The sequence below is a fragment of the Streptomyces sp. NPDC000075 genome (assembly GCF_040301925.1).
Classification (GTDB): Bacteria; Actinomycetota; Actinomycetes; order Streptomycetales; family Streptomycetaceae; genus Streptomyces; species Streptomyces polychromogenes.
In genome coordinates this window covers 79955-102836 of sequence record NZ_JBEPFL010000010.1, presented here as the reverse complement: position 1 = coordinate 102836, position 22882 = coordinate 79955, and the positions used below count along the sequence as shown (strand labels likewise).

The following is a 22882-nucleotide window of genomic DNA, read 5'->3' as shown; positions in this document are numbered from 1 at the left end:
TTCGCTCACCGTTCCAATATCTCCTGTCGCGGCCGACCCGGGGCGCGTATGGGGAGAGCCGGCCGGGGTCGGTGCGTGGGCGGGGTCAGAGGGGCAGGGGGGTCTCCTGGGCTTCGGCGGCCGTCCGGTAGGTGTGCAGGGCGCGGTCCCAGACGTCGTCCCACTCGGGCAGGCGCAGCAGCTGCGGGGCGAGTTCGGCGGAGAAGGCGGTGCTGGCCTCGACGGGGAGGAGGGAGGGGAGGTTGTCGATGGCGATCAGGTCGAGGGGGCGCTCGCCGTCGCGCAGGGGGCGGACGGGCTCGTCCCAGGTGGTGGTCTCGTCGTAGACCGGCAGGACGTTGCAGTCGGAGGTGACGTCGCAGGTGACGTCGGAGACCAGGGAGAGGCGGCGGGCGGGCTCGTCCAGGTCGGCCTTGGTCAGGAACGGCGGTACGGGGGTGGTGGTCAGGACCGTGTTGACGAGGAGGTCGTGGGCGAGGAGGGCGGGGCGGTCGAGGGCGCGGGTCTCGGGGAGGTCCCAGCGGGTGGGCTCCAGGCCCGCCCGGACGAGGGCGTCGCAGGCGCCCCGGCCACAGCGGCCGAGGGCGCCGATGACGAGGGCGGCGGTGGTGTCGCCCTCCGCCACCGTGGAGGCGAGGAGGGCGTCGAGGGCCGGGCGGTCGGTGGGGACCAGCGGGGCGGTGAGGGCGCGGCGGTGGTGCAGGACGGCGAGGGCGGCGCCGACGTAGCCGGCCCAGTAGCCGAAGGCGGCGACGCGGCGGCCGGCTTCGTCGGTGAGGTATTCCATGTCGAGGAGGGCGCCGCCGCCCGCGGCGAAGCGGGCGAGGAGCTCACGGGCGCCGGCCTGGCCCTTGTAGGCGTGGCCGAAGTAGATGTGCCGGTGGCGCAGGGCGGGGGCGCCGGGTCCGGCGGGGAGTTCCTTGAGGCCGAGGACGTACGCCCCGTCGGGGGCCTGCTCGTGCCAGCTGCCGGTGGGGGCGGTGGCGCAGCCCGCGGCGGTGTAGTCCGCGAGGGGGAAGGCGCGCTGGGCCGACTCCTCGACGGTGATGCGGATCCCGGCCTCGACGAGGCGGGCGGCGTCCTGCGGGGTGAGGGGGGCGCGGCGTTCGGTGCGGCGGTCCTCGTGCCGCATCCAGAGGTGAGTGGTGTCCGGCATCGTGCGTTTCGTCCCGTCTGGAGGCAGTGGGGTGGGTGACTCCCGGGCCTGATCGCGGTGGCGGGGGCTGCGTCCTGGACGTCGGCCCCGCTCGCGGGAGCGGGGTCCGGGCGTTCGCCGGAGGGCGGTGGGCGGGGGTCGCTGTGGTGCTCCAGCCTGCCCTGCGGAGCCCGGTCCCCCCGGCCCGGCCGAGGGCCCCGCCCGGCCCGCCGCCCGGCCGGAGGTGGGCTCCGGCGCCGACGGCGAACACGGCGGATTCACCCGGCCGGGTGAGAGCGCGTGCGGTACGGGGTTGACGGCGCGGGCACGGCCGGCGGTGGAGCGGCGGGCGCTGCGGCCCGGCCAGTCGCACCGCACCGGACGGCGCCCCGGCGCCGGGGCGCCGGGGGCCGCGCGGCCCGGGGCGAGGCCGGCGCGAGCGCGCCCGCGCGAGCACTGCCGGGGGTGGGCGTCGGGCTGGAGGTGGGCACGGCCGGGGTCGGCACGGCCAGCGGTCGGCACGGCCGGCGGCGGGCGTCGGGCTGGAGGTGGGCACGGCCGGGGTGGGCACGGCCAGCAGTCGGCACGGCCGGCGGTGGGCGTCGGGCTGGGAGGGGAACGCCGTGGCGGGAGAGGGCCGCGGCCTACGGGGCCGGATCGGTACCCGGCGCGGTCATGAGGGCGTTGGCCTCGGCGTAGGGGAGGGCGTCCGCGCCGAAGTCGAAGGTGCCCGACTCCGTGATCTCGCGGGCGGCGCGGGTGAGGGCGCCGAGCGCGGCGCGGGACAGCGCGGAGCCGGTGCTGATCCGGCGGACGCCGAGGGTGCCGAGTTCGGCGACGGAGAGCTTCAGGGAGCCGGTCATCAGGACGTTGACGGGCCGCGAGACGGCCGCGCAGACGGCGCGGACCGCCTCGGCGTCGGGCAGGGCCGGGGCGTAGAGCACGTCGGCGCCGGCGGCCTCGTACGCCCGCAGCCGGCGGATGGTGTCGTCGAGGTCGGGCCGGCCCAGGAAGAAGTTCTCGGCGCGGGCGGTGACGGTGAAGGGGAAGCCGAGCCCCTGGGCGGCCTCCACGGCGGCGGCGACCCGTTCGACGGCCTCGTCGAGGGGGCGCAGCGGGTCCTCGGCGCGGCCGGTGGCATCCTCGACGGAGCCGCCGGCCAGGCCGGCCTCCGCGGCGAGGCGGATGGTCTCGGCGACGTCCTCGGGGCGTTCGCCGAAGCCGCTCTCCAGGTCGGCGGTGACGGGCAGTCCGGTGGCGTCCACGATGGCGGCGGCGTTGGCGAGGAGTTCCTCGCGGCTCACCCGGCCGGCGCCGTCGGGCCGGCCGAGGCCGTGGGCGAGGCCCGCCCCGGTGGTGGCGAGGGCGGCGAAGCCGAAGGAGGCCAGGATGCGGGCGGAGCCGGCGTCCCACGGGTTGGGGACGACGAAGGGGCCGGGGCCGGTGTGCAGATCCCGGAAGGCCTCACCGCGGCGGAGGCGGGCGGCGGGGTCGGCGCTGGGGCGGAGCTGGCTCATGGGGTTCCTCGCTGGGTGCCGTCGTGCGTCGGGACGGGGTCGTCGGACCGGCTCAACGTACTGATCGCCGGGTGGCGTTCGGGCCGCCGGGCCCCCGGGCGGCAGCCGTACGCGGCGCCCGCGCGGAGCCGGCCCTCAGGCACGGCGGGGGGCCGACGGCCTGGCCCCGGACGCCGTCCCGGAGCGGCAACGGCGGGACCCGTACAGACGCCATCCCGGAGCAGCAACGGCCAGGCCCGTACAGACGCCACCCCGGAGCAGCAACCGGACCCGTACAAACGCCATCCCGGAGCGGCAGCGGCGGGACCCGTACGGCCTCCTCCCGCCCAGCCCCGGATGCCGTCCCGGGGCGCGGCGGGGCCGCCCCGGAGGTTCCGCCTGTCCTCGGGCAGCACGAGGGCCGGCCTCCTCCGGAGCGGAGGGAGGCCGGTCCGGTACCGCGTCGTGCGTCAGGCCGTACGGCTCACAGCGCCTTGGCCCCCGGGCGAACGGGGCCGGGCGGACCAGGGCCACGGCCACCAGGACGGCCGTCGCCCCCGCCGCGCAGGTCAGGGTGAAGGCCGTCCCGTGACCGAAGTGTTCGGCGAGCTGCCGCCGGGCGGCCCCGGAGTCGCCGAAGTCGGTGAACAGCACGTCCTCGCCGATGAGCTCCTTGAGCGCGGGGGCGTCTGCGGGTTCTCCGAGCTCCAGCGCGAACGCGACCGCGCCCTCCTGACGAACGGCTCCGGCTCCCGGGAAGGTTCCGCCGAGGACGCGCTGCGCGGGATCGACGCCTGGCTCGAACGCCTCCGTGACCGGCACCGCGAGGCCCGCTACGTCGCCTTCCGCGCCGCCGCCCACGACCTGCGCGCCCGCCTGATCGTCGAACGGCCCCGCCAGTACGCGGCCCCCTGCTGGCCCTCGCCGGGCCGGCCTGATCCGGCATCGGCCAGACGGCCTAGCGCTGGTTGAGGTAGGCGAGGACGGCGCGGACGCGGCGGTTGGTGTCGTCGTCGTCGGTGATGCCGAGCTTCCCGAACAAGGAGGTCGTGTACTTGCTGATGGCGCCCTCGCTGAGGAACAGGCGGCGGGCGATCGCCTGGTTGGACAGGCCCTCGGCCATCAGCCCGAGCACGGAGTGCTCGCGCTCGGTGAGCCGGGCCAGCTCCCGGTCGGGGGCGCCGCCGGACAGCAGCTTCGCGATGACGGCCGGGTCCATGGCGGTCCCGCCCGCCGCGACCCGTTCCAGGGAGCCGATGAACTGCTCGGCGTCGAACACGCTCTCCTTCAGCAGGTAGCCGACGCCGCCGGAGCCGTCGGCCAGCAGTTCGCGGGCGTAGAGCTGCTCCACGTGCTGGGAGAGGATCAGGACGGGCAGGCCCGGGATCTCCGCGCGGGCGGTGAGCGCCGCGCGCAGGCCCTCGTCCGACTGGGTCGGGGGCATGCGGACGTCGATGACGGACACGTCCGGGCGGTGCGTCCGCAGGACGTCGAGGGTCTCGGGCCCGGTGGCGGCGGTGGCCACCACCTCGTGCCCGAACGCCTCGATCAGGCGGACCATCCCGTCGCGCAGGAGGTAGAGGTCTTCGGCTACGGCTATGCGCATGGCACGGCCATCCTGACACGGGTCGGGCCGCCGGGGGGACTGGTGACCGTGAGCGTGCCGTCGAAGACGGCGAGGCGGCGGCGCAGGCCGGCGAGCCCGCCGCCGGGCCGGGCGTCGGCCCCGCCCCGTCCGTCGTCCTCGACCTCGACGACGACGCCCGTGTCGTCCCGTACGAGGGAGACGTGCGCCCGGCCCGCGCCGGCGTGCTTGACCGCGTTGGTGAGGAGTTCGGCGACGCCGAAGTAGACGGCGGACTCGATCGGCGGGTCCAGGCGCAGCGGGCCGTCGGCCCGGACGGCCACGTCGAGGGGGACGTCCAGGGCCAGCGCCCGCACGGCGTCGACGAGCCCGCGCTCGCTGAGGACGGGCGGGCTGATGCCCCGGATGAGCTCCCGGAGTTCGGTCAGCGAGGCGGCGGCCCCGGCCCGCGCCTCCCGCATCAGCGCCTTCGCCTGCTCGGGGTCCCGGTCCATCAGCGCCTCGGCGGTGGCCAGGGAGAGGCCGAGCGCGACGAGGCGGGCCTGGGCGCCGTCGTGGAGGTCCCGTTCGATCCGGCGGATCTCGGCGGCCTGCGCGACGGTGGCGTCGGCGCGCTGGGAGGTCAGCTCGTCCACCCGCTCCGCCAGCGCCATCCTGGGCGAGGGGCCCAGGAAGCGGACGGCCACCCGGTGCAGGGAGCGCCAGGCATACGGGCCGCAGCCGATGGCGACGGCCAGGGCGCCCGCCCCGGTCAGGCGGGCGACGGCCCCGGACCCGTCCGGCCCGACGCCGGCCGTCCCGGCCACGGCTGCGGCCAGCGCGGCCGGCGGGACGGCGGCCACCACGCCGGCGGTGAACGGGGCGATGACGGCGAAGCGCAGGTCGCGCCAGGTGGCGGGGTCGCTCCACCACAGCCGCATCCGCTGGTCCATGACGGCGTCCCGGCGGCTGCGTTCGTAGCTGAAGCCGTTCCACCAGTACCCGGTGGACAGCTGCATAACCGGCCCGGCCTCCCGGTACCCGCCGGGGATCCGGGTACCGGTCCAGCGCGCGAGCACGGCCCGCACCGCTCGGCAGACGGGCCGCGCCAGGGCGAGCGTGCCCGCGCAGACGATGACGGCGGGCCCGATCCACGACCACGGGTGCTCCGCCCCGCACCACACCGCCAGCCCCACGGCGGCGGCCCACACGGCCGGAACCGTCCCGCAGACGGCGAGGACCACCCCCGCCCGCCACCACCCCACCCCGGCCCGCACCACCCAGGACCCCGCACGCCCCATGACTCCCCCTCGCTTCCGGCTCACCACCCCACTGTGCCCCGCCCGGAGCCCGCATCACCCCAGCTCGCCGCAGGAGTGGGGCTGGGCCCACCCCCCTGTGGGTCCAGGCCCGTACCGGGCCCGGGACCGGCTCCGTAGCGTCATGTCCATGAAGACGAACGAGAAGAACACGAAGCCGGCCGGCCCGGCCGCGACCGCCGACCCGGCCCTCCTCGACACCCCCGCCGCCCAGGCCGCGTTCGCCACGACGCGGACCGCCGTCACCGTCTACGGCGCCCTCACCACCGCCGCCCTCCTCGCGGTCGCCGTGGTGGCGGCCACGGGCCATCCGGTGAACCCCTTCATGTGGACCCGGGTCGCCCTCCTCCCCCTCATCACCCTCCTCCTGCACCGGCTGGCCACGTCAACCGCCCGGGGCTCCCACCGCGCCTTCGAACGCCTGCGCACCCTCACGGTCGTCTTCCCGGTCGCCATCGTCGGCGTGGACCTGATCCCGGGCGTCTGCCCCTGGTGGTACGCGGCCCTGCAGACCCTCTGCGTCCTCCCGGCCCTCCGCATCGCCGTCACCCTGCGCGGCGCGGCCCTGCGCACCGCCTTCCCCAAGAAGCGCTGAACGGCGCCCCGTTGATACGGGATGCTGCACCCATGGCACCGACGTCCCACCCGGCGGGCCGGCCGGGCGCCGCCGAGTGAACCTCACCGGCCTGCACCGCCGCCTGCTCGCCGACGTCATCGCGATCGGCAGCCCGTACCCCCTGGTCATCACGGGCGGTTACGCCGTCCAGGCCCACGGCCTCGTCGAACGGACCAGCCAGGACCTCGACGTCGCCACCGAGAACCCCGCCCCCATGGCCGACATCTGCGCCGACCTCGCCCGGCGGCTGACCGAGGGCGGCTGGCACATCACCGTCATCGGCGTCGACCCCCTGTCGGCCCGGCTGATGGTCACCGACCGCGCCGACGGCGCACGGTGCGGGCTCGACGTCCTCAAGGAGAACCTCTGGGCCGCCCCCGAGCCCACCCCGTACGGCCCCGTCCTCGCCTTCGACGACGTCATCGGCACGAAGGTCCGCGCCCTCGCCGACCGGGGCGCGGTACGCGACCTGATCGACGTCCACGCCGCCTCCCCGTACCGCACCCTGGCCGAACTCGAACGCCTCGGCCTGCGCCACGGCCGCGACGCCTTCCGCCTCGACGACCTGCGCGACCGCCTGACCGGCGCCGACTGGTACGACGACGAGGAGTTCGCCGCGTACGGCCTCGACGAAGAGGCGACGACAACCCTCCGCACCTGGGCCCACCACTGGGCCACCACACTGGCACCCAGACTCCCGGCCGAACCCTCCTGACGGAGCTGCCCCCACCCCCCACCATGTGACGGAGGTCACATGCAACAGGGTGCGGTCTGCGGACACTACCCGGTGTGGACCACCAACTGTTTGCGGAAATCTATGACGCCCATGCACGAGCCGTGTACGCGCATGCCGTCCGCATGACCGCCGACCATGCCGGGGCCGACGACATCGTCTCCCTCACCTTCCTCGAGGCATGGCGGCTCCGCGACTCATTCGATCGGGTCGCCAGCCCTCGGGCATGGCTCTTCGGGATCGCCACCAACGTCATCCGCAACACCCGGCGGGCGGCACGCCGGCACAGGGACGCCATAGCCCGTCTCCCTCCACCCAGTTCCGTTCCCGATGTGGCGGATGCGGTCGTGTCCCGCATCGCCGACGCGGCTGAAGCCTCAGCCGCCCTGGCCGTTCTGAGCCGGTTACGGCAGGCGGACCGCGAGGTGCTTCTTCTGTACGTGTGGTCCGGCCTCAGCCATGCGGAGGTCGCGCAGGCCTGCGGAACGTCGGTCGGCACCGTGCGGTCCCGGCTCTCTCGCGCCCGCACCCGGCTCCGCGAACTCACCGCCTCTCACCTCGCCGAACCGCCGCCCTCCAGACGCCGCCCCACACCCCGAACCACACGGGAAGGAAGCCTGTGAACGCCTCCGACGACGCACGACTCGACTCGGACGGTCGCGCGGATACCCCCCGGCGTCTGCCCGGCCTTTCCGATGGCGATCTGCCTTTCCACGGACACGACCGGATCAGGGAGTACGTGATGCGCGAAACAACGGACGCCCCCCGGCCCGCGCGAGTCCGGCCACGTCGCCGGATGGCCTTGTTGCTGACGGCAGGGGCTGCCACCTGCGCTGTCGCCGTGGCGGTAACCCTCAGCATCAGCGGCTCCGACGAGCCCCCCGCCGCAGCCCGGCCCGAACCGGCTGCCGTGCAGCTGCTGGACCGCGTCGCTCTCGCGGCTCAGGCGGCACCTGCTCCGAGCGTCCGCGACGGACAGTTCCTGTACACCAGGACGAAGGGACACTCCACCGCCCTGTCGGAGACCAAGGGGGGTGGCATGACCGCCGCCCGCACCGACGAGTCCGCCGAGCACTGGGTCTCCGTCGACGGATCAGCCGGCACGCTCACACGCAACCACGAGGGCGAAAAGACGGACCCGGCCCCGGACAAGGGAGAGGCGACCATCAACGGCCCCACGTACCGCTTCCTGGAATCCCTGCCGACCGACCCCGACCGGATACTGGAGGTGATCTACGCTGACGCACGCCTCAACCACGGCGGCGACTCGGGATCGACGACCGGCCCGGATCAGGAGGCATTCGTGGCCATCGGCGACCTGCTGCGGACCATGGAGGCCCCGCCGGGGGTGAGTGCGGCTCTGTACCGGGCCGCAGCCCGCATCCCCGGCGTCGTCCTGGTACCGGAAGCGACGGATGCCGCCGGCCGATCAGGCATCGCCGTCGCTCGCGTCCACCAGGGCGAGCGCACCGAATGGATCTTCGACAAGAACAGCCTGCGCCTTCTTGGCGAGCGCACCGTGACGCTCAAGGACAGTGCGTGGGGAAAGGCGGGCACCGCGGTGACCTCCGTGGCCATCGTCAGCCGAGGCATCACGGACAAGGCAGGCCAGGCGCCCAAGCAATAGCCGACGGCTTCAAGACAAAGGAGTCGCCATTGAGGTCTACTGACCCGTCGAAGCAACGGTCCAGTGATGCCCCTGCCTCGCAGCACTGTTCCGGCAGGGGCGTCAGTCTGCGCGACCGATGTGCTCTCAGGGGCCTACGTACTCGTAGACGCCGCCGTGGGGGTGGCGGAGGACGGCTCGGTGGCCGTTGGGGGTGGGTTGGGGCGGCATCACCAGCGTGGCGCCGGCCGCGACCGCTTCCTCGACGGCGGAGGGGAGGTCGGCGACGGTCAGGGTGGCGGTGACGGCGGCGATCCGGCTCACCGCCTCGTCCGGGCCGCAGAAGAGGAGGAAGGTGCCCACGCTCGCCAGGTGGACGCCGGCGAACTCGAAGCGTTCGGCCTTGCGGCCGGTCAGCCGCTCGTAGAAGGGGATGGCCCCTTCCAGGTCGTCGACGCTCTGGCGGGCGATCACCGATTCGATCTTCACCGGCGGACCGCCTGCTGGCGCAGCGAGATGCGGTTGCCGTCCGGGTCCAGCGCGTCGATGGCGATGCCGAACGCGTAGTCCACCGGCTCGGGCCGGTCGAAGGTCACACCCCGGTCGCGGAACACCTTGAAGTCGGCCCGCAGGTCCTGCGATTCCAGGATGACCGGGCCGGGCGTGTCCGACGACACCTCGCCCGGCTGCCCGGCGGCGGGGGCGTGCGCCGACAGGATGATCTCGACCGGACTGCCCGGGACACCCACGGTGAGGAAACGGCCCGCGGGGTTCGGGTAGTCGATGCGCTTCTCCAGGCCGAGCTGCTCCGTGTAGAACCGCAGCGCGCGGTCCTGGTCGGTGACGTACAGGGTCACGTACATGATGTTCGTCAGCATGGTGCTGCCCTCCGAGTGTCGATCTGCTTCATCTCACTGACGGATGGCGGCCGGAGGATGTGACAGACGGATGCGGAGATCCGCCGGCGCACGGCCGTCCGTGCCGGAGACGTGCCGGAGACTGCCCCCATGAAGGAATCGCATCCGAAGGCCGAACTCCTCCGCTACCTGCAAGAAGGACGGGACGCCCTGCTGCGGAAGCTGGAGGGGCTCTCGGATTACGACGTCCGCCGCCCCCTGACCCCCACGGGCACGAACCTGCTGGGCCTGGTCAAGCATCTCGCCGGGGTGGAGCTCGGCTACTTCGGCGACACCTTCGGCCGCCCGTTCTTCACCGAGGACCCCCCGGCCTGGTGGTACACGCGGGACGCGGAACCGAACGCGGACATGTGGGCCACGGCGGACGAGTCCCGCGAGGAGATCACCGAGCTGTACCGGCAGGCCTGGGCCCACGCCGACGCCACCATCACCGCACTGGACCTGGACGCGACCGGTCGCGTCCCCTGGTGGCCGGAGGAGCGACGCGAGGCGACACTGCATCACATCCTGGTGCGCGTGATCTCCGACACCCAGCGCCACGCCGGCCACGCCGACATCCTCCGGGAGCTCCTCGACGGCTCCGCCGGCGAGATGAAGGACGGGAACAACCTGCCGGCGGAGGACCGGACGTGGTGGGAGGGCTACCGCAGCCGCCTGGAATCCGTGGCCCGCACCTTCGGCACCGGCTGACCCCCGACGCCCGCCCCGCGAGGGGGAGAGGGCGGGCGGGCCCCTGTCAGGACGCGGTCAGCAGCTGCCGCAGGCGCTCGGCGTAGGCCTTGGGGTGGCTGGTGTTGCCGTTGTGGCCGCCGGGGAAGGTGTGTATCTCCTCGCCCACCAGCTCCGCCAGTGCGGCGGCGCAGGCGAGGTCGAAGACCGTGGCGGGGGTCGTGGCGCCGACTGCCGGGATGATGCGGGTCGGCGTCCCGGTCAGCGTGGCGGGGTCGAGGGTGTCCTCGACGACCGCGGTGATGTCGTGCTCGATGAAGTAGGCGAAGTTGGCGCGGCGCCGCTCGCCCAGCGGCTGCGGCGTGAGGCCCGGTTCGGCGTCCTTGCCGCTGGTGTCTATGCCGAGCACCCGGGCCATCTCCCGCAGCGTCGCGGGGAGTCCGGCTGTGCGGTGGAGGTGCTGGAGTTCGGCCAGTTCCGCCTCGTGCCGCTCGCGCTCGGCGGCGGGCAGCAGGCGCGGTGCGACCGGTTCGTGGGCGACGAGGGTGGAGATCCGGCCGGGGTGGCGGGCCGCCAGATGCAGGCCGATGACGGCGCCGAGGCTGCAGCCCAGCATCAGGGCGGGCTCGTCGGTGACGGCGGCGAGCAACCGGCTGACGTCCTCGGCGTGCTCGGCGAGGGAGGTGGTCCGGGACGGGTCCTCCAGGCGGCTGCGGGACAGGCCCCGGCGGTCGTAGGTCAGGACGGTGAACGTGTCCGTGAGGTGCGGGACCAGGTCGACGGTGCGGTCGGCATCGCCCTCGCCGCTCTGGGAGATGAGCAGCAGGGGCCCGGAGCCCTCGATCCGGTAGTGGAGCGTGGCGCCGGGGACCTGGAGGGTGGAGGTGGTGGGAACGAGGCGGCTGGACATCGCGGGAACACTCCTTCGTACCTTCGGGGCGGCGCCGGCCTTCGTCCCGCGCTCTGATACGAAGGTAACCCATCGAAATCGATGCATCAAGAGTGATGGATATATTTCGATGAATCTCTTCCGATGTAACCTGACCGGGTGGATGGAATCGAACTGTTCCTGCTGGGCCGGGCCCTGATGAAGCTCGGCGAGGAAGCCCTGCCCGAACCTCCCGGCGGTGCCGGGCAGTACGCGGGCGGCACGCGCTCCGTCGTCATCGTCGCCGGGGACATCGCCGCGCATCCCGACACCACCATCGGCGAGACGGCCCAGCGCACGGGCCTGCCGCAGAGCCAGGTCTCGAACGCCGTGGCCCGCCTGCGCGAGGCGGGTTCCGTGGAGACGGCCCCCGACCCCGCCGACCGCCGCCGGACGCTGGTCCGGCAGGCGCCCGGGGTTTCCGCCCGGGTGGCCGCCGTACGGGCCGCGGGCGCCTCCAAGGTCGAGGAGGCGCTCGCCCGGGCCCTGGGCGAGGACGGGTCCGAGCGGCTGCCCGAGGTGACCGAGGCGCTGGAGGTGCTCGCCCGGCACCTGGCGGTGCGGGGCGACCGGCCGGCGGGCTGAGTCCGGGCCCGGGCCCCGGTCCGGGCTCTGGTCCGGGCTCTGGTCCGGGCTCTGGTCCGGGCCCCGGTCCCGGCCCCCGGTCCCGGCCCCCGGGGGGCCGCGCCGTCAGGCCGTCGCGAAGACCGCCAGGTCCTCCGCGATCGCCCGGACCACGGCCTCGTGCCGTTCGGCCAGGTAGAAGTGCCCGCCGGGGAAGCCCCGGAAGGTGAAGGCCGCCCCCGTCAGCTCCCGCCACCCCATGGCCTCGGCCACGCTCGCGCGCGGGTCGGACTCCCCGCACAGCACGCTGACCGGGGTGCGCAGCAGCGGTCCCGGCTCGTGGCGGTACGTGCCGACCGCCCGGTAGTCGCCGCGCAGGGCCGGCAGGATCAGCGCCCGCAGTTCCGGGTCGGCCAGCAGCCCCGCGTCGGTGCCGGACAGCGCCTGGACGTGGGCCAGCAGGGCGTCGTCGTCCAGGGTGTGCAGGTCGTCCCGCCGGGGCACCAGCGGGGAGCGCCGGCCGGAGAGGATCAGGCCGAGCGGGCGGTCGCCGGACGCCTCCAGACGGCGCGTCAGCTCGTACGCGAGGACCGCGCCCATGCTGTGGCCGAACAGCACCAGCCGCCGCCCCCGCCAGGGTTCCAGCGCCCGCTCCACCCCGTCTACGAGCCCGTCGATGGTGTCGGGGCTCGGCTCCCCCAGCCGTTCCTGGCGGCCGGGGTACTGGACGGTGAGCACCTCGGCGTGCGCGGCCAGGTCGCGGGAGAGCGGGAAGTAGTAGGAGGCGTTGCCGCCGGCGTGCGGGAGGACGACGAGGACCGGGTCCGTGCCGGGGCGGGCCGGCGGGTGGAAGCGGCGCAGCCAGGCGTCGCGGGCGGGGACACGGTCCACGACGCTCACGGCCGGGCCCCCCGGGCATCGTCGGTCAGCAGGAGCTTCTTCTGCGGCTTGCCCATCGCGTTGCGCGGGATGGCGGCGACGAAGCGCACCTCGCGCGGACGCTTGTGCACCGACAGGTGCGAGGCCACGAAGTCGGTCAGTTCGGCGCCGGTGACCCCCTGGGCGACGACGAAGGCCACGATCCGCTGCCCGAGGTCCGCGTCCGGGACGCCGACGACGGCCGCCTCGCTCACCTTGGGGTGGTCGAGCAGGGCGTTCTCGATCTCGCCCGCGCCGATCCGGTAGCCACCGGACTTGATCATGTCGATGGAGGCCCGGCCCACGATGCGGTGGACCCCGTCGTCCGGGTCCACGGCCGCGATGTCGCCCGTACGGAACCATCCGTCCTCGGTGTACGCGGCCGCCGTGGCCTCCGGGCGGCCCAGGTACCCGGCGAACAGGGTCGGCCCGGTCAGCTGGAGTTCGCCGATGTCGGCGCCCGGTTCGGCGGCGATGCGCGTACGGATGCCGGGCAGGGGGGTGCCGACGGTGCCGGGCCGGACCTCGCCGCCGGCGCGGCCGCTGACCGTGATCAGGGTCTCCGTCATCCCGTACCGCTCGACGGGGCGGTGGCCGGTGAGGCGCTCCAGGTCCCGGAAGACGGGGGCGGGGAGGGCGGCGCTGCCGGAGACGAGGAGGCGGGCCCCGGACAGGGCGGCGGCGGCCGCCGGTTCGGCGGCGATACGGGACCACACGGTCGGCACCCCGAAGTACAGGCTGCCGCCCGCCCCGGCGTACGCCTCCGGGGTGGGGCGGCCGGTGTGCACGAGGCGGCTTCCGGTGCGCAGGGCCCCGAGGACGCCGAGGACGAGGCCGTGGACGTGGAACAGCGGGAGCCCGTGCACGAGGGTGTCCTCGGCGGTCCACCGCCAGGCGGCGGCGAGGGCGTCCAGGTCGGCGGCGAGGGCGTCGGCGGTGAGGACGACGCCCTTCGGGGGGCCGGTGGTGCCGGAGGTGTAGAGGATGAGGGCGGGGTCCCTGGGGCCGGCCGCGTCCCGGGGGACGGTGGCGTCGGACCGGCGGGCGAAGTCGACGGTGGTCAGGGCGGCGCCGGAGTCCCGGAGGATGTGCTTGCGTTCGGCGGGGCCGGCGTCGGGGGGCAGGGGTACGAAGGGCACCCCGGCGAGGAGCCCGCCGACGGCGGCGGCGACGGTCTCCAGGGAGGCGGTCGCGGTGACGGCGAAGGCGGGGGCGCCGGCGACGTCGGCGGCCACGGCACGGGCGGCGCCGAGCAGTTCCTCGTACGAGGCGGTACGGCCGGCTACGGCGACGGCGTCGGCGCGGTCGCCGTACGTGCCGTCTAGGGCGGTCAGCACGCGGTAACTCCCCGGGGTCGGTGGGAGGCCAGGGTACGCCGCCACCCCAGACTCCGGCCCGAGCGGCCCTGGTCCCGCCCGGGCCTGGGCCCGGACGCCACCCGCACCGGACGACGCCCGCGCCAGACGGGCCCCGCACCGGGCGGCGTCAGTCCTGATCGGGGGTGGTTCCCCGCCGCTTGGCCGCCTCCCGGCGGGCGCGGCGGAGTTCGAGGGCGAGGGAGACGGCGGCGCCGACCAGCGTGAGGGCGTCGGCGGCGATGGAGAGCAGGTCGGTCATGGCGCAGGTCCTTCTCGGAGGTCCGGGTCCGCGGTGTGCGGCTGACGGGCAGACCGTGCGGGGGAGTTGGCCCGTCCGGGACCTCTGGGCGGAACATCGCAGGCAGGTTGCGGACGAAAGGGCACTTGTCCCGGACGGACCGGACAAGGACCGGCCGGGCGCACCGAACGCAGCGGCGGGGGGCACGCCGGTGGCGGGGACGAACACGCGCAGGGGCCGCCCGTGGGAACCGGTCCGGCCGGTGAACGGGGCCGCGGGCAGACTCGCCGGGTTCCCGCGCGCGGGCCGACGCTTCCGGGAGGACCCCGGCCGTCCTGGGGAAGGAGATCGGCTACGCGTCGACGCAGACCGGCCCGCTGCTCGCCGGGCGGATCCCGGCCCAGCGGTCCGTGTCCTCGGTCACCGACGCGACGGTGCCCGCGCCGTCACACGAACGCCCGCGCGGCGAGGCGGCGCCACTCCCGTTCGAGGCCGTGCACCCGCCGCGCGTGCCCGCTCCGGCGAGGGCGGTCGTACCGCCCGCCGCCGTCCTGGACCCGGCCGCCGTGCAGGCCCGGCGGGTCGAGACGTAAAACAACAGGCAGAGCTGCGGCGGACGGAGGAACTCGACCGCGCGCGGCACGGACCCGGTACGGCGGAGGGCCCCGGCGCCGCACCCCCCGCAGACCTCCGAGGACCCGGAGGGCGATGACGTCGAGGCGGCCCTCACCCAGGCGACGGCGATCGACGGCACCGACGGCCACACGGCCGACCGCACCACGCCGGAACTCGGCGAACCGGCTCCGGCCCTCGTCCCGGACAACCCCGCCACCAGGGCGGACCCACCGGACAGGACGGCGCGCAGGCCGGTGACTTCGTCGCCGTACGCGGCTTGCCGGCCGAGCTCATCCCCGACGGGATCCGCCTTCTGGGTCCGGACCACCCCGGCACCCCCGTCAGCCGCGAGCGGCCGGCGCCCGACCCCGGTACGGCGAGGCCCGCGCCCACTGCGGGGAGCGCGGGCCCGGAAGGGGCGGGGTGGGAGGGTCAGATGACGCCCTGGGCCAGCATCGCGTCCGCCACCCGCTCGAAGCCCGCGATGTTCGCGCCCGTCACGTAGTCGCCCGGGGCGTCGTAGCGGGCGGCCGTTTCGTGGGCGACGTGGTGGATCTCGCGCATGATGGCCGCCAGTTCGTCCTCCACGCGGTCGCGGGACCAGGCCACGCGGCCGGCGTTCTGGGACATCTCCAGGGCGCTGACGGCCACACCGCCCGCGTTGGCGGCCTTGCCCGGGCCGAAGGCGACGCCCGCCCCCTGGAAGAGGTGGACCGCCTCCGGGGTGGTGGGCATGTTGGCGCCCTCGGAGACCGCCTTGACGCCGTTCGCGATGAGCGTGCGGGCGTCGTCGGCCCCCAGCTCGTTCTGGGTCGCCGACGGGAAGGCCACGTCCGCCGGGACCTCCCAGACCCGGCCGCCGGGCACGAAGCGGGCGGAGGGACCGCGGCGGGCGGCGTACTCGCTGACGCGGCCGCGTTCGACCTCCTTGATCTGGCGCAGGAGGGCGAGGTCGATGCCCTTGTCGTCGACCACGTAGCCCTGGGAGTCCGAGCAGGTCAGCGGGTTGGCGCCGAGCTGCTGGAGCTTCTCGATCGTGTACAGGGCGACGTTGCCGGAGCCGGAGACCACGGCGGTGAGGCCGTCGAGGGAGACGCCCTTGACCGCCAGCATCTCGCTCGCGAACAGAACGCTGCCGTAGCCGGTGGCCTCCGGGCGGATCTGGGAGCCGCCCCAGCCCCGGCCCTTGCCGGTCAGGACGCCGGCCTCCCAGCGGTTGGTGATGCGCCGGTACTGGCCGAAGAGGTAGCCGATCTCGCGGCCGCCGACGCCGATGTCACCGGCCGGGACGTCGGTGTGCTCGCCGATGTGGCGGTACAGCTCGGTCATGAAGGACTGGCAGAAGCGCATGACCTCGGCGTCCGACCTGCCGTGCGGGTCGAAGTCGCTGCCGCCCTTGCCGCCGCCGATGCCGAGGCCGGTCAGCGCGTTCTTGAAGATCTGCTCGAAGCCGAGGAACTTGACCACGCCGATGTCCACCGACGGATGGAAGCGCAGGCCGCCCTTGTACGGGCCGAGCGCGCTGTTGAACTCCACCCGGTAGCCGCGGTTGACGTGCACGCGGCCTCGGTCGTCGGTCCACGGCACCCGGAAGATGATCTGCCGCTCCGGCTCCACGAGCCGCTCGACGAGACCGGCCTCGGCGTACTCGGGACGCGCCGCGAACACGGGGGCCAGGGTGTCGAGAACCTCGCGGACCGCCTGGTGGAACTCGGGCTGGGCGGGGTTCCGCCGCTCGATGTCGGCCCTCAGTACGTCCAGCCTCTGCTTCGGGTCGGTCACGTCGGATTCCTCTCCAGCGTCAGGGGCGGGCGTGCGGGCCCACGCGGAGGGTACCCGGCCGCCCGGTGGCTGAGGAGAGGCCGTCTCGCCTGCTGGGCCGAAGTCGGCGTTCATCACGGCGCGTGGCGCGTTCCCGACCGTAGGATCGGTCCGGCGCGCGGCAGCGGGACACGAGGGGGCACCTGCATGGAAACGGCACGGTTCGCGGCGCTGGTCGCGGCGACGATCACGATGGGCCTGGTCAGTGGCCTCTTCTACGGTTTCTCGGTGGCGGTCATGCCGGGTCTGCGGGCTTCGGCGGACCGGACGGTCGTCGAGACGATGCAGCGGATCAACGTCGCGATCCTCAACGGCTGGTTCCTGTTGGGCTATGTGGGTGCGCTGGTGTTCACCGCGCTGGCCCTGGTCCTGCACCTGGCGGGAGGCGGGGGCGGTGCGGTGTGGCCGCTGGCGGGGGCGCTCGTCGCGTACGTCCTGGCGATGGCCGTCACCGGCCGGGTGAACATCCCGCTGAACAACGCCCTGGCGCAGGCCGGCCCGGTCGAGCGGATCGCCGACCCGTCGGCCGTGCGCCACGCGTTCGAGGGCCCCTGGGTACGGGCGAACACGTGGCGCACGCTGCTGTGCGCGGTGTCGTTCGGGCTCCTGGTGTGGGCCCTGGCGCTGAACGGCTAGCCGCCGTCCGGAGGGTCAGCGCGGGGTGGAGCGGCCGTGGAGGAGGAGGGCCCGGGTGAGGGCGGTGAGGGCGGCGGTGCACAGGAGGGTGCGCAGGATGTTCGTGGTGACCCAGGTGCCCTTGAACTTGTCGACCACCGCGAAGCCGGTCATTCTGGCGGCGTCGCCGGCGTCGGCGAGCTCGTTGTTCAGCGGGATGTTCACCGCGAAGGTGATCACGAGGACGGCGAGGTAGGCGACGGCGGCCGCACCCGCCCACACGGCGGGGCCCCGTCTGCCCTTGCGGTACTCGACGACGGCCGCCGCGGCGGTGGCGAGCAGTGCGAGGACGAAGACCCCGCCGAAGAGGCCGTTCCCGTCGATGACGGCGTTGATGTGCTGCATGGCGGTGACGTAGGTGCGGTCGTCGCCGGCGGCCAGGCCGGGCATGACCGAGACGTCGAAGGCGAAGAACAGCCCCGCCATGAGGCCGATGAGGACGGTGGAGAGGGCGAGCAGGGGGCCGGCCGCGCGGTCGGCGGCGGACCTTTCCGTGGTACGGGGGGCAAAGGGGGCGCCGTTGCTACCGGGGGTGCCGTTCCTACCGGGGGTTCCGTCTGCCGGGTTCGCGCCGTGTTCCGGGGTCATGGGTCCGTCCTCACCTGTGGCTGGTGGCTGGATACCGGCGGGCCCGTGCCCGCGCGCGCTGTGATCCTGGCATCCGTACGGCCCCGCGTACCAGCGGTTCGCGCCGAAAACGCGGTACGGGCCGGGGAGTTGTCCCCGGCCCGTCTCCTGGCGGATATCAGCCGCCGCGGCGCGGCACGGCGTCAGGCGTGGACGTGCAGCGGCTTGCCCGCGAGGGCCAGGTGGGCCTCGCCCAGGGCCTCGGTCTGGGTCGGGTGGGCGTGGATGAGGCTCGCCACCTCCGACGGCAGGGCCTGCCAGTTGAAGATGAGCTGGGCCTCGCCGATCTGCTCGCTCACGCGCGCGCCGATCATGTGCAGGCCGACGACGGGGCCGTCGAGGACCTGGACGAGCTTGACGTCGCCGGCCGTCTTGAGGATCTTGCTCTTGCCGGTGCTGCCGGCGTTGAACTTGCTGACGACGACCTTGTCCTCGCCGTAGAGCTCCTTGGCCTTCGCCTCGGTGAGGCCGACGGAGGCGATCTCCGGCTCGCAGTACGTGACGCGCGCGACGCCGTCGTAGTCGACCGGGGTGACCGGCAGGCCGGCGACGCGCTCGGCGACCAGGATGCCCTCGGCGAAGCCGACGTGGGCCAGCTGGAGGGTCGGGATCAGATCGCCGACGGCGGAGACGGTCGGCAGGCTGGTGCGCAGCAGCTCGTCCACGACGACGTGGCCGCGCTCGACGGTGACGCCGGTCTCCTCGTAGCCGAGGCCGGCGGAGACCGGGCCGCGGCCGACGGCGACGAGCAGCAGCTCGGCCTCGATCTGCTTGCCGTTCTCCAGGGAGACGCGGACGCCCGACTCGGTGTACTCGACGCCGGAGAACCGCGAACCCAGCTCGAACTTGATCTTCCGCTTGCGGAAGGCGCGCTCCAGGGACTTGGAGATGTCGACGTCCTCGGCGGGCACCAGGTGGGGCAGGCCCTCGACGACGGTGACGTCCACGCCGAAGGACTTCCAGGCGGAGGCGAACTCGACGCCGATGACGCCGCCGCCGAGGATGATCGCCGACTCGGGGATCCGGTCGAGGAACAGGGCGTGGTCGGAGGAGATGACCCGGTCGCCGTCGATGGTGAGGCCCGGCAGCGAGCGCGGCTGGGAGCCGGTGGCGAGCACGATGTGGCGGCCCTTGTAGCGGACGCCGCCGGCCTCGACCTCGGTCGGGGAGACGAGGCGGCCCTCGGCCTCCACCAGGGTGAGGGTCTTGCGCGCCTTCAGCATGCCCTGGAGGCCCTTGTAGAGGCCGGCGATGACGCCGTCCTTGTACGCGTGGACCCCGGCTATGTCGACTCCGCCGAAGGTGGCCCGCACACCGTAGGACTCGGCGCGGCGCAGCTCGTCGGCGACCTCGCCGGCGTGCAGCAGGGCCTTGGTCGGGATGCAGCCGTTGTGCAGGCAGGTGCCGCCCAGCTTGCCCTTCTCGATGAGGACGACGTTCAGGCCGAGCTGGGTCGCGCGCAGAGCGCAGGAGTAGCCCCCGCTACCGCCACCGAGGATGACCACGTCGTACACGCCGTCGGCGGAATTCTCCATTGCTGATGACACCTTTCGTCTCCATAGCACATGACCAGCGCATGACCAGCCTTCCCGGCATGCTCTCATCTCCCGTTCTCCGTGCCCGTTTTGGGGGTGCGGCGGGAGGTGCGGTGTCCAGCGCCTCTCCAGGCCGTGTCGAGGGCACGTCCGGGGGGTGCCGCAGGCGGGTCCCGGTGCGCTCCCGAACGGCTCCGCACATCCTCCGGGACGCCCGGAGAACCCCCCTGACCTGGACCGTTCCTTGTCACCGCCCCCGGCGGACGCATCGGTTCCACGGTAGGGGGCGGGGCGGACGGCGGCCGGTCCGTTCTCCCGGGCGCGGTCGGACCGTCGACGGGGCGCCGGGTTCCCGTACCGGCGGCGGGGGTTGCCCGAAGAGGTGTTTTCGGCCGTTGTCCTCCGCTCGCGGCCGGACGGCGGCGGCCGGTCCGGGGCTCTGCGGCCCGGCGGTCCGGGGGCGGTGACCGGAACGACCCGATCCAGGGGGAACGGCCTGATTCAGCCGCTCTTGAGTCCGGCTCCACCGGCACTGCGCACCATCTCCCCCGCACCACCTCGTGGCACTACGGATGGGTGAGAAGACGACGATGGCTGAGACGGCTGAGAACACGTCCGGTTCCCTCCCGAGCGCGCACCCCCTCCCCTACACCCTCTCCGGCGCCACCGAGCAGGCCCTGCGCGCGCAGGCGCTGCGGCTGCGCACCCGGCTGGACGGGGACGCGGCGCACGCCGCCGGTCCGGCCGGGCCGGGCCGGGCCCTCGCCGGGACCCGTAGGGCCTTCGAGCACCGGGCGGTGGTCGTCGCCGCCGACCGCGATGAGCTGGCCCGGGGGCTGGACGCCCTCGCCCGGGGCCGGCGGGCGGCGGAGCTGGTGCGCGGCCGCGCGGCCCGGGAGGGGGGTCTGGCCGTCCTCTTCAGCGGGCAGGGCAGCCAGCGGCCGGGGATGGGCCGGGGGCTGTACGAGGCGTTCCCGGTGTTCGCGGCGGCGTTCGACGAGGTGTGCGCGGAGCTGGGCGAGGGCCTCAAGGAGGTCGTGTTCGGGGACGACGCCGGGACCCTGAACCGGACCGGGACCGCGCAGCGCGCCCTGTTCGCGGTCGAGGTGGCCCTGTACCGGCTCGTCGAGTCCTGGGGCGTCACCCCGAGGTTCGTCGGCGGTCACTCGGTGGGTGAGGTCGCCGCCGCACACGTCTGCGGTGTGCTGTCCCTGCGCGACGCCGCCGTCCTGGTCACCGCGCGGGGAAGGCTCATGGAGGCGCTGCCCGGGGACGGGGTCATGGTCTCCGTCCAGGCGAGTGCGGAGCAGGTCGCTCCGCTCCTCGTGCCGGGTACGGCGATCGCGGCCGTCAACGGACCGGAGGCCGTCGTCGTCTCGGGGGCCCGCGAGGCCGTCTGCGGGGTGATCGCGGAGCTGGCCGCGCGGGACGTCAAGTCCAAGGCCCTGCGGGTGAGTCACGCCTTCCACTCCCCCCTCATGGACCCCATGCTGGAGGAGTTCCGCGCCGCCGTGCGCGGCCTGGACTTCCGGCGGCCGGCCATCCCCTTCGTCTCCACCCTCACCGGCGGCCTGGTCACGGACGAAGTCGCCCGCCCCGGCTACTGGGTCCGCCACGTCCGCGAGGCCGTCCGCCTCCAGGACGCCGTCCGCACCCTGGAGGCCGAAGGCGCCACCACCTACCTGGAGTTGGGGCCGGACGGCCTGCTCACCGCCATGGTCCGCGCCTGCCTCGCCGACGCCGACGCCGCCGTGCTGGTGCCCGCCCTGCGGCGCCAGGGGGACGAGGTCCGGGCGCTGCTGACCGCCACCGCGGGCCTGTACGTCCACGGCGCCCTCGCCGAGCTCCCGCTCGGGCTCCCCGCCGGGCCGGCCACGCCCGGCCTGCCCGCGTACGCAGTCCGGCGCGAACGCCACCGGCCGGACCGGGCCGGGGTGCAGCGCCCGCCGGCCCCGGCGGAGCCGGCGCCGCACCGGGAGGGCGCGGCCCGCCTGTTCGCGTTCCCCTCGCTGGACGCGGCCTCCGGTCCGCACGAGTACCCGGCGCTGGCCCGGGCGCTGGCCGGCCGCCGGGGCCTGACGGTGCTGGCGCATCCCGGGTTCCCGGGGGAGGCGGCGGCTCCGCGTGCCCGGCAGGCGCTGGTACGGGCCCGGGCCGAGGACGTCGTCGAGGCGGCCGACGCGGCGGGTCAGCGGCGTCCCGTACTGTTGGGGCACTCCTCGGGCGGCTGGATCGCCCACGCCGTGGCCCGGGAGCTGATCGAGATCGGCCGGGAGGCGGCGGCGGTGGTCCTGCTCGACACGTATGCGCGTACCGGGGGCCGGCACGCGCCGGCGGTGCTGACGGAGCGTCCGCTCGCACCCGACGCCCCGCCGGGGACGGCGGACTATGCGCGGTCGCCCGGGGTGGGCGGCCACCTCCGGCTGTTCGCCGACTGGACGCCGGAGCCCGCGGTCGCGCCGACGCTGCTGGTGCGCGCGTCCGCGTCGGCGGCCTCGGCGGCGGCCGGCTGGGAGCACGCCGACCACGTGGTGGAGGTGCCGGGCGACCACTTCTCGCTGCTGGGCGCCGACGCGGGCGCGGTCGCGGCCGCTGTGGACGGCTGGCTGCGCGCGGTGGCCCGCTGATGGCGGCGCCCGGGCGGCTGCTCGCCGTGTCCGACCTGCACGTGGTGCACGCGGAGAACCGGCGGCTGGTCGAGGAGCAGCTCATACCCCGTTCCCCGCACGACTGGCTGCTGGTGGCCGGGGACGTCAGCGAGACCGTGTCCGAGATCGAATGGGCGCTGGGGCTGCTGCGGGACCGTTTCGCGAAGGTGGTGTGGACGCCCGGCAACCACGACCTGTGGACGCCGAAGGACGACGAGGTGTCCCTGCGCGGGGAGGCCCGTTACCGGCATCTGGTGGAGCTGTGCCGGGGTCTGGGCGTACTGACCCCGGAGGACCCGTACGCGGTGTGGGAGGGCGAGGGCGGCCCGGTGGCCGTCGTCCCGCTGTTCCTCCACTACGACTACTCGTTCCGGGCGCCGGGGCTGACGAAGGAGCAGTCCCTGGCCGCCGCCCACGAGTCGGGGGTGGTGTGCACGGACGAGTTCCTGCTCCACACCGACCCGTACCCGGACGCGGACAGCTGGTGCCGGGCGCGGGTGGCGCAGACGGCCGCCCGCCTGGACGCGCTGGACCCGGCGCTGCCGACCGTCCTCGTCAACCACTACCCGCTGGTCCGGGAGCCCACCGACGTCCTGCGCTACCCGCAGTTCGCGCAGTGGTGCGGGACCACCCTCACCGCGGACTGGCACCTGCGCTACCGGGCCGCGGCCGTGGTGTACGGGCACCTGCACATCCCCCGGACGACCTACCACGACGGGGTCCGCTTCGACGAGGTGTCCATCGGCTACCCCCGCGAACGCCGCGTGCACGGCCTGCCGCGCGGGGTGCTGCGGGACGTGTTGCGGCCGCACGAGGACGGACGCTGAGGGTTTCCCCAGCGGCTTTCGAGCGGGGGGCGAGCGGGAGCTGGTGCCGTGGGAGCCGACGGGGGCGGTGCGT

The 22882-nt window shown here is 74.5% G+C and carries 24 protein-coding genes; 11 read left to right on the top strand and 13 right to left on the bottom strand.

The window, feature by feature from the left end:
- Nucleotides 1–85 precede the first annotated feature (85 nt).
- A complete protein-coding gene (locus tag ABT403_RS14725) occupies nucleotides 86–1156 on the bottom strand; it encodes a saccharopine dehydrogenase (protein WP_344161296.1) in 1071 nt (356 codons plus the stop codon).
- Between the two features lie 623 nt (nucleotides 1157–1779).
- Nucleotides 1780–2652, bottom strand: a complete 873-nt coding sequence (locus tag ABT403_RS14720) for an isocitrate lyase/PEP mutase family protein (RefSeq protein WP_344161299.1) — start codon at nucleotides 2650–2652, stop codon at nucleotides 1780–1782.
- Nucleotides 2653–3219: 567 nt separating this feature from the next.
- On the opposite strand from ABT403_RS14720, the gene ABT403_RS14715 reads away from it, so the two are divergent.
- Nucleotides 3220–3603 (top strand): hypothetical protein, encoded by a 384-nt coding sequence (locus tag ABT403_RS14715; protein WP_344161302.1) that lies wholly within the window; start codon nucleotides 3220–3222, stop codon nucleotides 3601–3603.
- Here the strand turns inward: ABT403_RS14715 and ABT403_RS14710 are convergent.
- The gene (locus ABT403_RS14710) at nucleotides 3590–4237 is read right to left on the bottom strand and encodes a response regulator transcription factor (protein ID WP_344161305.1); all 648 of its coding nucleotides are present in this window, start codon (nucleotides 4235–4237) and stop codon (nucleotides 3590–3592) included. The two genes, ABT403_RS14715 and ABT403_RS14710, sit on opposite strands and share 14 nt — an antisense overlap.
- Nucleotides 4228–5496 (bottom strand): sensor histidine kinase, encoded by a 1269-nt coding sequence (locus ABT403_RS14705; RefSeq protein WP_344161308.1) that lies wholly within the window; start codon nucleotides 5494–5496, stop codon nucleotides 4228–4230. The genes ABT403_RS14710 and ABT403_RS14705 overlap by 10 nt, the downstream gene beginning before the upstream one ends.
- A gap of 148 nt (nucleotides 5497–5644) precedes the next feature.
- On the opposite strand from ABT403_RS14705, the gene ABT403_RS14700 reads away from it, so the two are divergent.
- The 4 genes from ABT403_RS14700 (at nucleotide 5645) to ABT403_RS14685 (ending at nucleotide 8490) form a co-directional block, all read left to right on the top strand.
- Nucleotides 5645–6109 carry a hypothetical protein gene (locus tag ABT403_RS14700; RefSeq protein WP_344161311.1) on the top strand — a complete coding sequence of 155 codons (465 nt, stop codon included), beginning with the start codon at nucleotides 5645–5647 and terminating at the stop codon, nucleotides 6107–6109.
- A 76-nt stretch (nucleotides 6110–6185) separates the two neighbouring features.
- Nucleotides 6186–6845, top strand: a complete 660-nt coding sequence (locus ABT403_RS14695; protein ID WP_344161314.1) for a nucleotidyl transferase AbiEii/AbiGii toxin family protein — start codon at nucleotides 6186–6188, stop codon at nucleotides 6843–6845.
- A gap of 74 nt (nucleotides 6846–6919) precedes the next feature.
- Nucleotides 6920–7486: an RNA polymerase sigma factor gene (locus ABT403_RS14690; protein WP_344161317.1), complete on the top strand. Its 567-nt coding sequence runs from the start codon at nucleotides 6920–6922 to the stop codon at nucleotides 7484–7486.
- On the top strand, nucleotides 7483–8490 hold the full coding sequence (locus ABT403_RS14685) for a CU044_5270 family protein (protein WP_344161320.1): 1008 nt from the start codon (nucleotides 7483–7485) through the stop codon (nucleotides 8488–8490). The genes ABT403_RS14690 and ABT403_RS14685 overlap by 4 nt, the downstream gene beginning before the upstream one ends.
- Nucleotides 8491–8616: 126 nt before the next feature.
- Here ABT403_RS14685 and ABT403_RS14680 read toward each other — a convergent pair whose 3' ends face one another.
- Nucleotides 8617–8958 (bottom strand): VOC family protein, encoded by a 342-nt coding sequence (locus ABT403_RS14680; protein ID WP_344161322.1) that lies wholly within the window; start codon nucleotides 8956–8958, stop codon nucleotides 8617–8619.
- Entirely contained in the window at nucleotides 8955–9347 is a 393-nt protein-coding gene (locus ABT403_RS14675; protein WP_344161325.1) for a VOC family protein, read from the bottom strand. The genes ABT403_RS14680 and ABT403_RS14675 overlap by 4 nt, the downstream gene beginning before the upstream one ends.
- A gap of 129 nt (nucleotides 9348–9476) precedes the next feature.
- Between ABT403_RS14675 and ABT403_RS14670 the strand changes: the two genes are divergently transcribed.
- Nucleotides 9477–10076, top strand: a complete 600-nt coding sequence (locus tag ABT403_RS14670; protein ID WP_344161328.1) for a DinB family protein — start codon at nucleotides 9477–9479, stop codon at nucleotides 10074–10076.
- Between the two features lie 46 nt (nucleotides 10077–10122).
- On the opposite strand, the gene ABT403_RS14665 is transcribed toward ABT403_RS14670, so the two are convergent.
- Nucleotides 10123–10965 (bottom strand): alpha/beta fold hydrolase, encoded by an 843-nt coding sequence (locus ABT403_RS14665; RefSeq protein ID WP_344161331.1) that lies wholly within the window; start codon nucleotides 10963–10965, stop codon nucleotides 10123–10125.
- A gap of 138 nt (nucleotides 10966–11103) precedes the next feature.
- On the opposite strand from ABT403_RS14665, the gene ABT403_RS14660 reads away from it, so the two are divergent.
- The gene (locus ABT403_RS14660) at nucleotides 11104–11568 is read left to right on the top strand and encodes a MarR family transcriptional regulator (protein WP_344161334.1); all 465 of its coding nucleotides are present in this window, start codon (nucleotides 11104–11106) and stop codon (nucleotides 11566–11568) included.
- A 105-nt stretch (nucleotides 11569–11673) separates the two neighbouring features.
- Here ABT403_RS14660 and ABT403_RS14655 read toward each other — a convergent pair whose 3' ends face one another.
- From ABT403_RS14655 to ABT403_RS14645, 3 genes are all read right to left on the bottom strand, one after another.
- Entirely contained in the window at nucleotides 11674–12447 is a 774-nt protein-coding gene (locus ABT403_RS14655; protein ID WP_344161337.1) for a thioesterase II family protein, read from the bottom strand.
- Nucleotides 12444–13802, bottom strand: coding sequence for an AMP-binding protein (locus ABT403_RS14650; RefSeq protein ID WP_344161340.1), 1359 nt, complete (start codon nucleotides 13800–13802; stop codon nucleotides 12444–12446). The genes ABT403_RS14655 and ABT403_RS14650 overlap by 4 nt, the downstream gene beginning before the upstream one ends.
- Before the next feature lie 148 nt (nucleotides 13803–13950).
- On the bottom strand, nucleotides 13951–14082 hold the full coding sequence (locus ABT403_RS14645) for a hypothetical protein (protein ID WP_344161342.1): 132 nt from the start codon (nucleotides 14080–14082) through the stop codon (nucleotides 13951–13953).
- Nucleotides 14083–14495: 413 nt separating this feature from the next.
- Here ABT403_RS14645 and ABT403_RS14640 point away from each other — a divergent pair, with 413 nt between their 5' ends.
- Complete coding sequence (locus ABT403_RS14640; protein WP_344161345.1) at nucleotides 14496–14654, top strand: hypothetical protein; 159 nt, start codon at nucleotides 14496–14498, stop codon at nucleotides 14652–14654.
- 454 nt (nucleotides 14655–15108) lie between these two features.
- Here ABT403_RS14640 and gdhA read toward each other — a convergent pair whose 3' ends face one another.
- Nucleotides 15109–16458, bottom strand: coding sequence for an NADP-specific glutamate dehydrogenase (gdhA, locus tag ABT403_RS14635; protein WP_344161348.1), 1350 nt, complete (start codon nucleotides 16456–16458; stop codon nucleotides 15109–15111).
- Nucleotides 16459–16644: 186 nt separating this feature from the next.
- On the opposite strand from gdhA, the gene ABT403_RS14630 reads away from it, so the two are divergent.
- Nucleotides 16645–17133 (top strand): anthrone oxygenase family protein, encoded by a 489-nt coding sequence (locus ABT403_RS14630; protein WP_344161351.1) that lies wholly within the window; start codon nucleotides 16645–16647, stop codon nucleotides 17131–17133.
- Nucleotides 17134–17148: 15 nt separating this feature from the next.
- On the opposite strand, the gene ABT403_RS14625 is transcribed toward ABT403_RS14630, so the two are convergent.
- Both ABT403_RS14625 and lpdA read right to left on the bottom strand, forming a co-directional pair.
- On the bottom strand, nucleotides 17149–17760 hold the full coding sequence (locus ABT403_RS14625) for an anthrone oxygenase family protein (protein ID WP_344161354.1): 612 nt from the start codon (nucleotides 17758–17760) through the stop codon (nucleotides 17149–17151).
- Nucleotides 17761–17942: 182 nt separating this feature from the next.
- Nucleotides 17943–19334, bottom strand: a complete 1392-nt coding sequence (gene lpdA, locus ABT403_RS14620; protein WP_344161357.1) for a dihydrolipoyl dehydrogenase — start codon at nucleotides 19332–19334, stop codon at nucleotides 17943–17945.
- A 590-nt stretch (nucleotides 19335–19924) separates the two neighbouring features.
- On the opposite strand from lpdA, the gene ABT403_RS14615 reads away from it, so the two are divergent.
- On the top strand, nucleotides 19925–21961 hold the full coding sequence (locus ABT403_RS14615; RefSeq protein ID WP_344161360.1) for an acyltransferase domain-containing protein: 2037 nt from the start codon (nucleotides 19925–19927) through the stop codon (nucleotides 21959–21961).
- Complete coding sequence (locus tag ABT403_RS14610; RefSeq protein ID WP_344161363.1) at nucleotides 21961–22809, top strand: metallophosphoesterase family protein; 849 nt, start codon at nucleotides 21961–21963, stop codon at nucleotides 22807–22809. Before ABT403_RS14615 ends, ABT403_RS14610 begins: the two co-directional genes overlap by 1 nt.
- Nucleotides 22810–22882: the final 73 nt, after the last annotated feature.

Coding starts and splice junctions, on each gene's coding strand:
- ABT403_RS14725 (WP_344161296.1), bottom strand. CDS start 1,156: ATGCCGGACACCACTCACCTCTGGATGCGGCACGAGGACCGCCGCACC.
- ABT403_RS14625 (WP_344161354.1), bottom strand. CDS start 17,760: ATGACCCCGGAACACGGCGCGAACCCGGCAGACGGAACCCCCGGTAGG.
- ABT403_RS14615 (WP_344161360.1), top strand. CDS start 19,925: ATGGCTGAGACGGCTGAGAACACGTCCGGTTCCCTCCCGAGCGCGCAC.
- ABT403_RS14710 (WP_344161305.1), bottom strand. CDS start 4,237: ATGCGCATAGCCGTAGCCGAAGACCTCTACCTCCTGCGCGACGGGATG.
- ABT403_RS14610 (WP_344161363.1), top strand. CDS start 21,961: ATGGCGGCGCCCGGGCGGCTGCTCGCCGTGTCCGACCTGCACGTGGTG.
- lpdA (WP_344161357.1), bottom strand. CDS start 19,334: ATGGAGAATTCCGCCGACGGCGTGTACGACGTGGTCATCCTCGGTGGC.
- ABT403_RS14665 (WP_344161331.1), bottom strand. CDS start 10,965: ATGTCCAGCCGCCTCGTTCCCACCACCTCCACCCTCCAGGTCCCCGGC.
- ABT403_RS14720 (WP_344161299.1), bottom strand. CDS start 2,652: ATGAGCCAGCTCCGCCCCAGCGCCGACCCCGCCGCCCGCCTCCGCCGC.
- ABT403_RS14645 (WP_344161342.1), bottom strand. CDS start 14,082: ATGACCGACCTGCTCTCCATCGCCGCCGACGCCCTCACGCTGGTCGGC.
- ABT403_RS14705 (WP_344161308.1), bottom strand. CDS start 5,496: ATGGGGCGTGCGGGGTCCTGGGTGGTGCGGGCCGGGGTGGGGTGGTGG.
- ABT403_RS14675 (WP_344161325.1), bottom strand. CDS start 9,347: ATGCTGACGAACATCATGTACGTGACCCTGTACGTCACCGACCAGGAC.
- ABT403_RS14670 (WP_344161328.1), top strand. CDS start 9,477: ATGAAGGAATCGCATCCGAAGGCCGAACTCCTCCGCTACCTGCAAGAA.
- ABT403_RS14630 (WP_344161351.1), top strand. CDS start 16,645: ATGGAAACGGCACGGTTCGCGGCGCTGGTCGCGGCGACGATCACGATG.
- ABT403_RS14700 (WP_344161311.1), top strand. CDS start 5,645: ATGAAGACGAACGAGAAGAACACGAAGCCGGCCGGCCCGGCCGCGACC.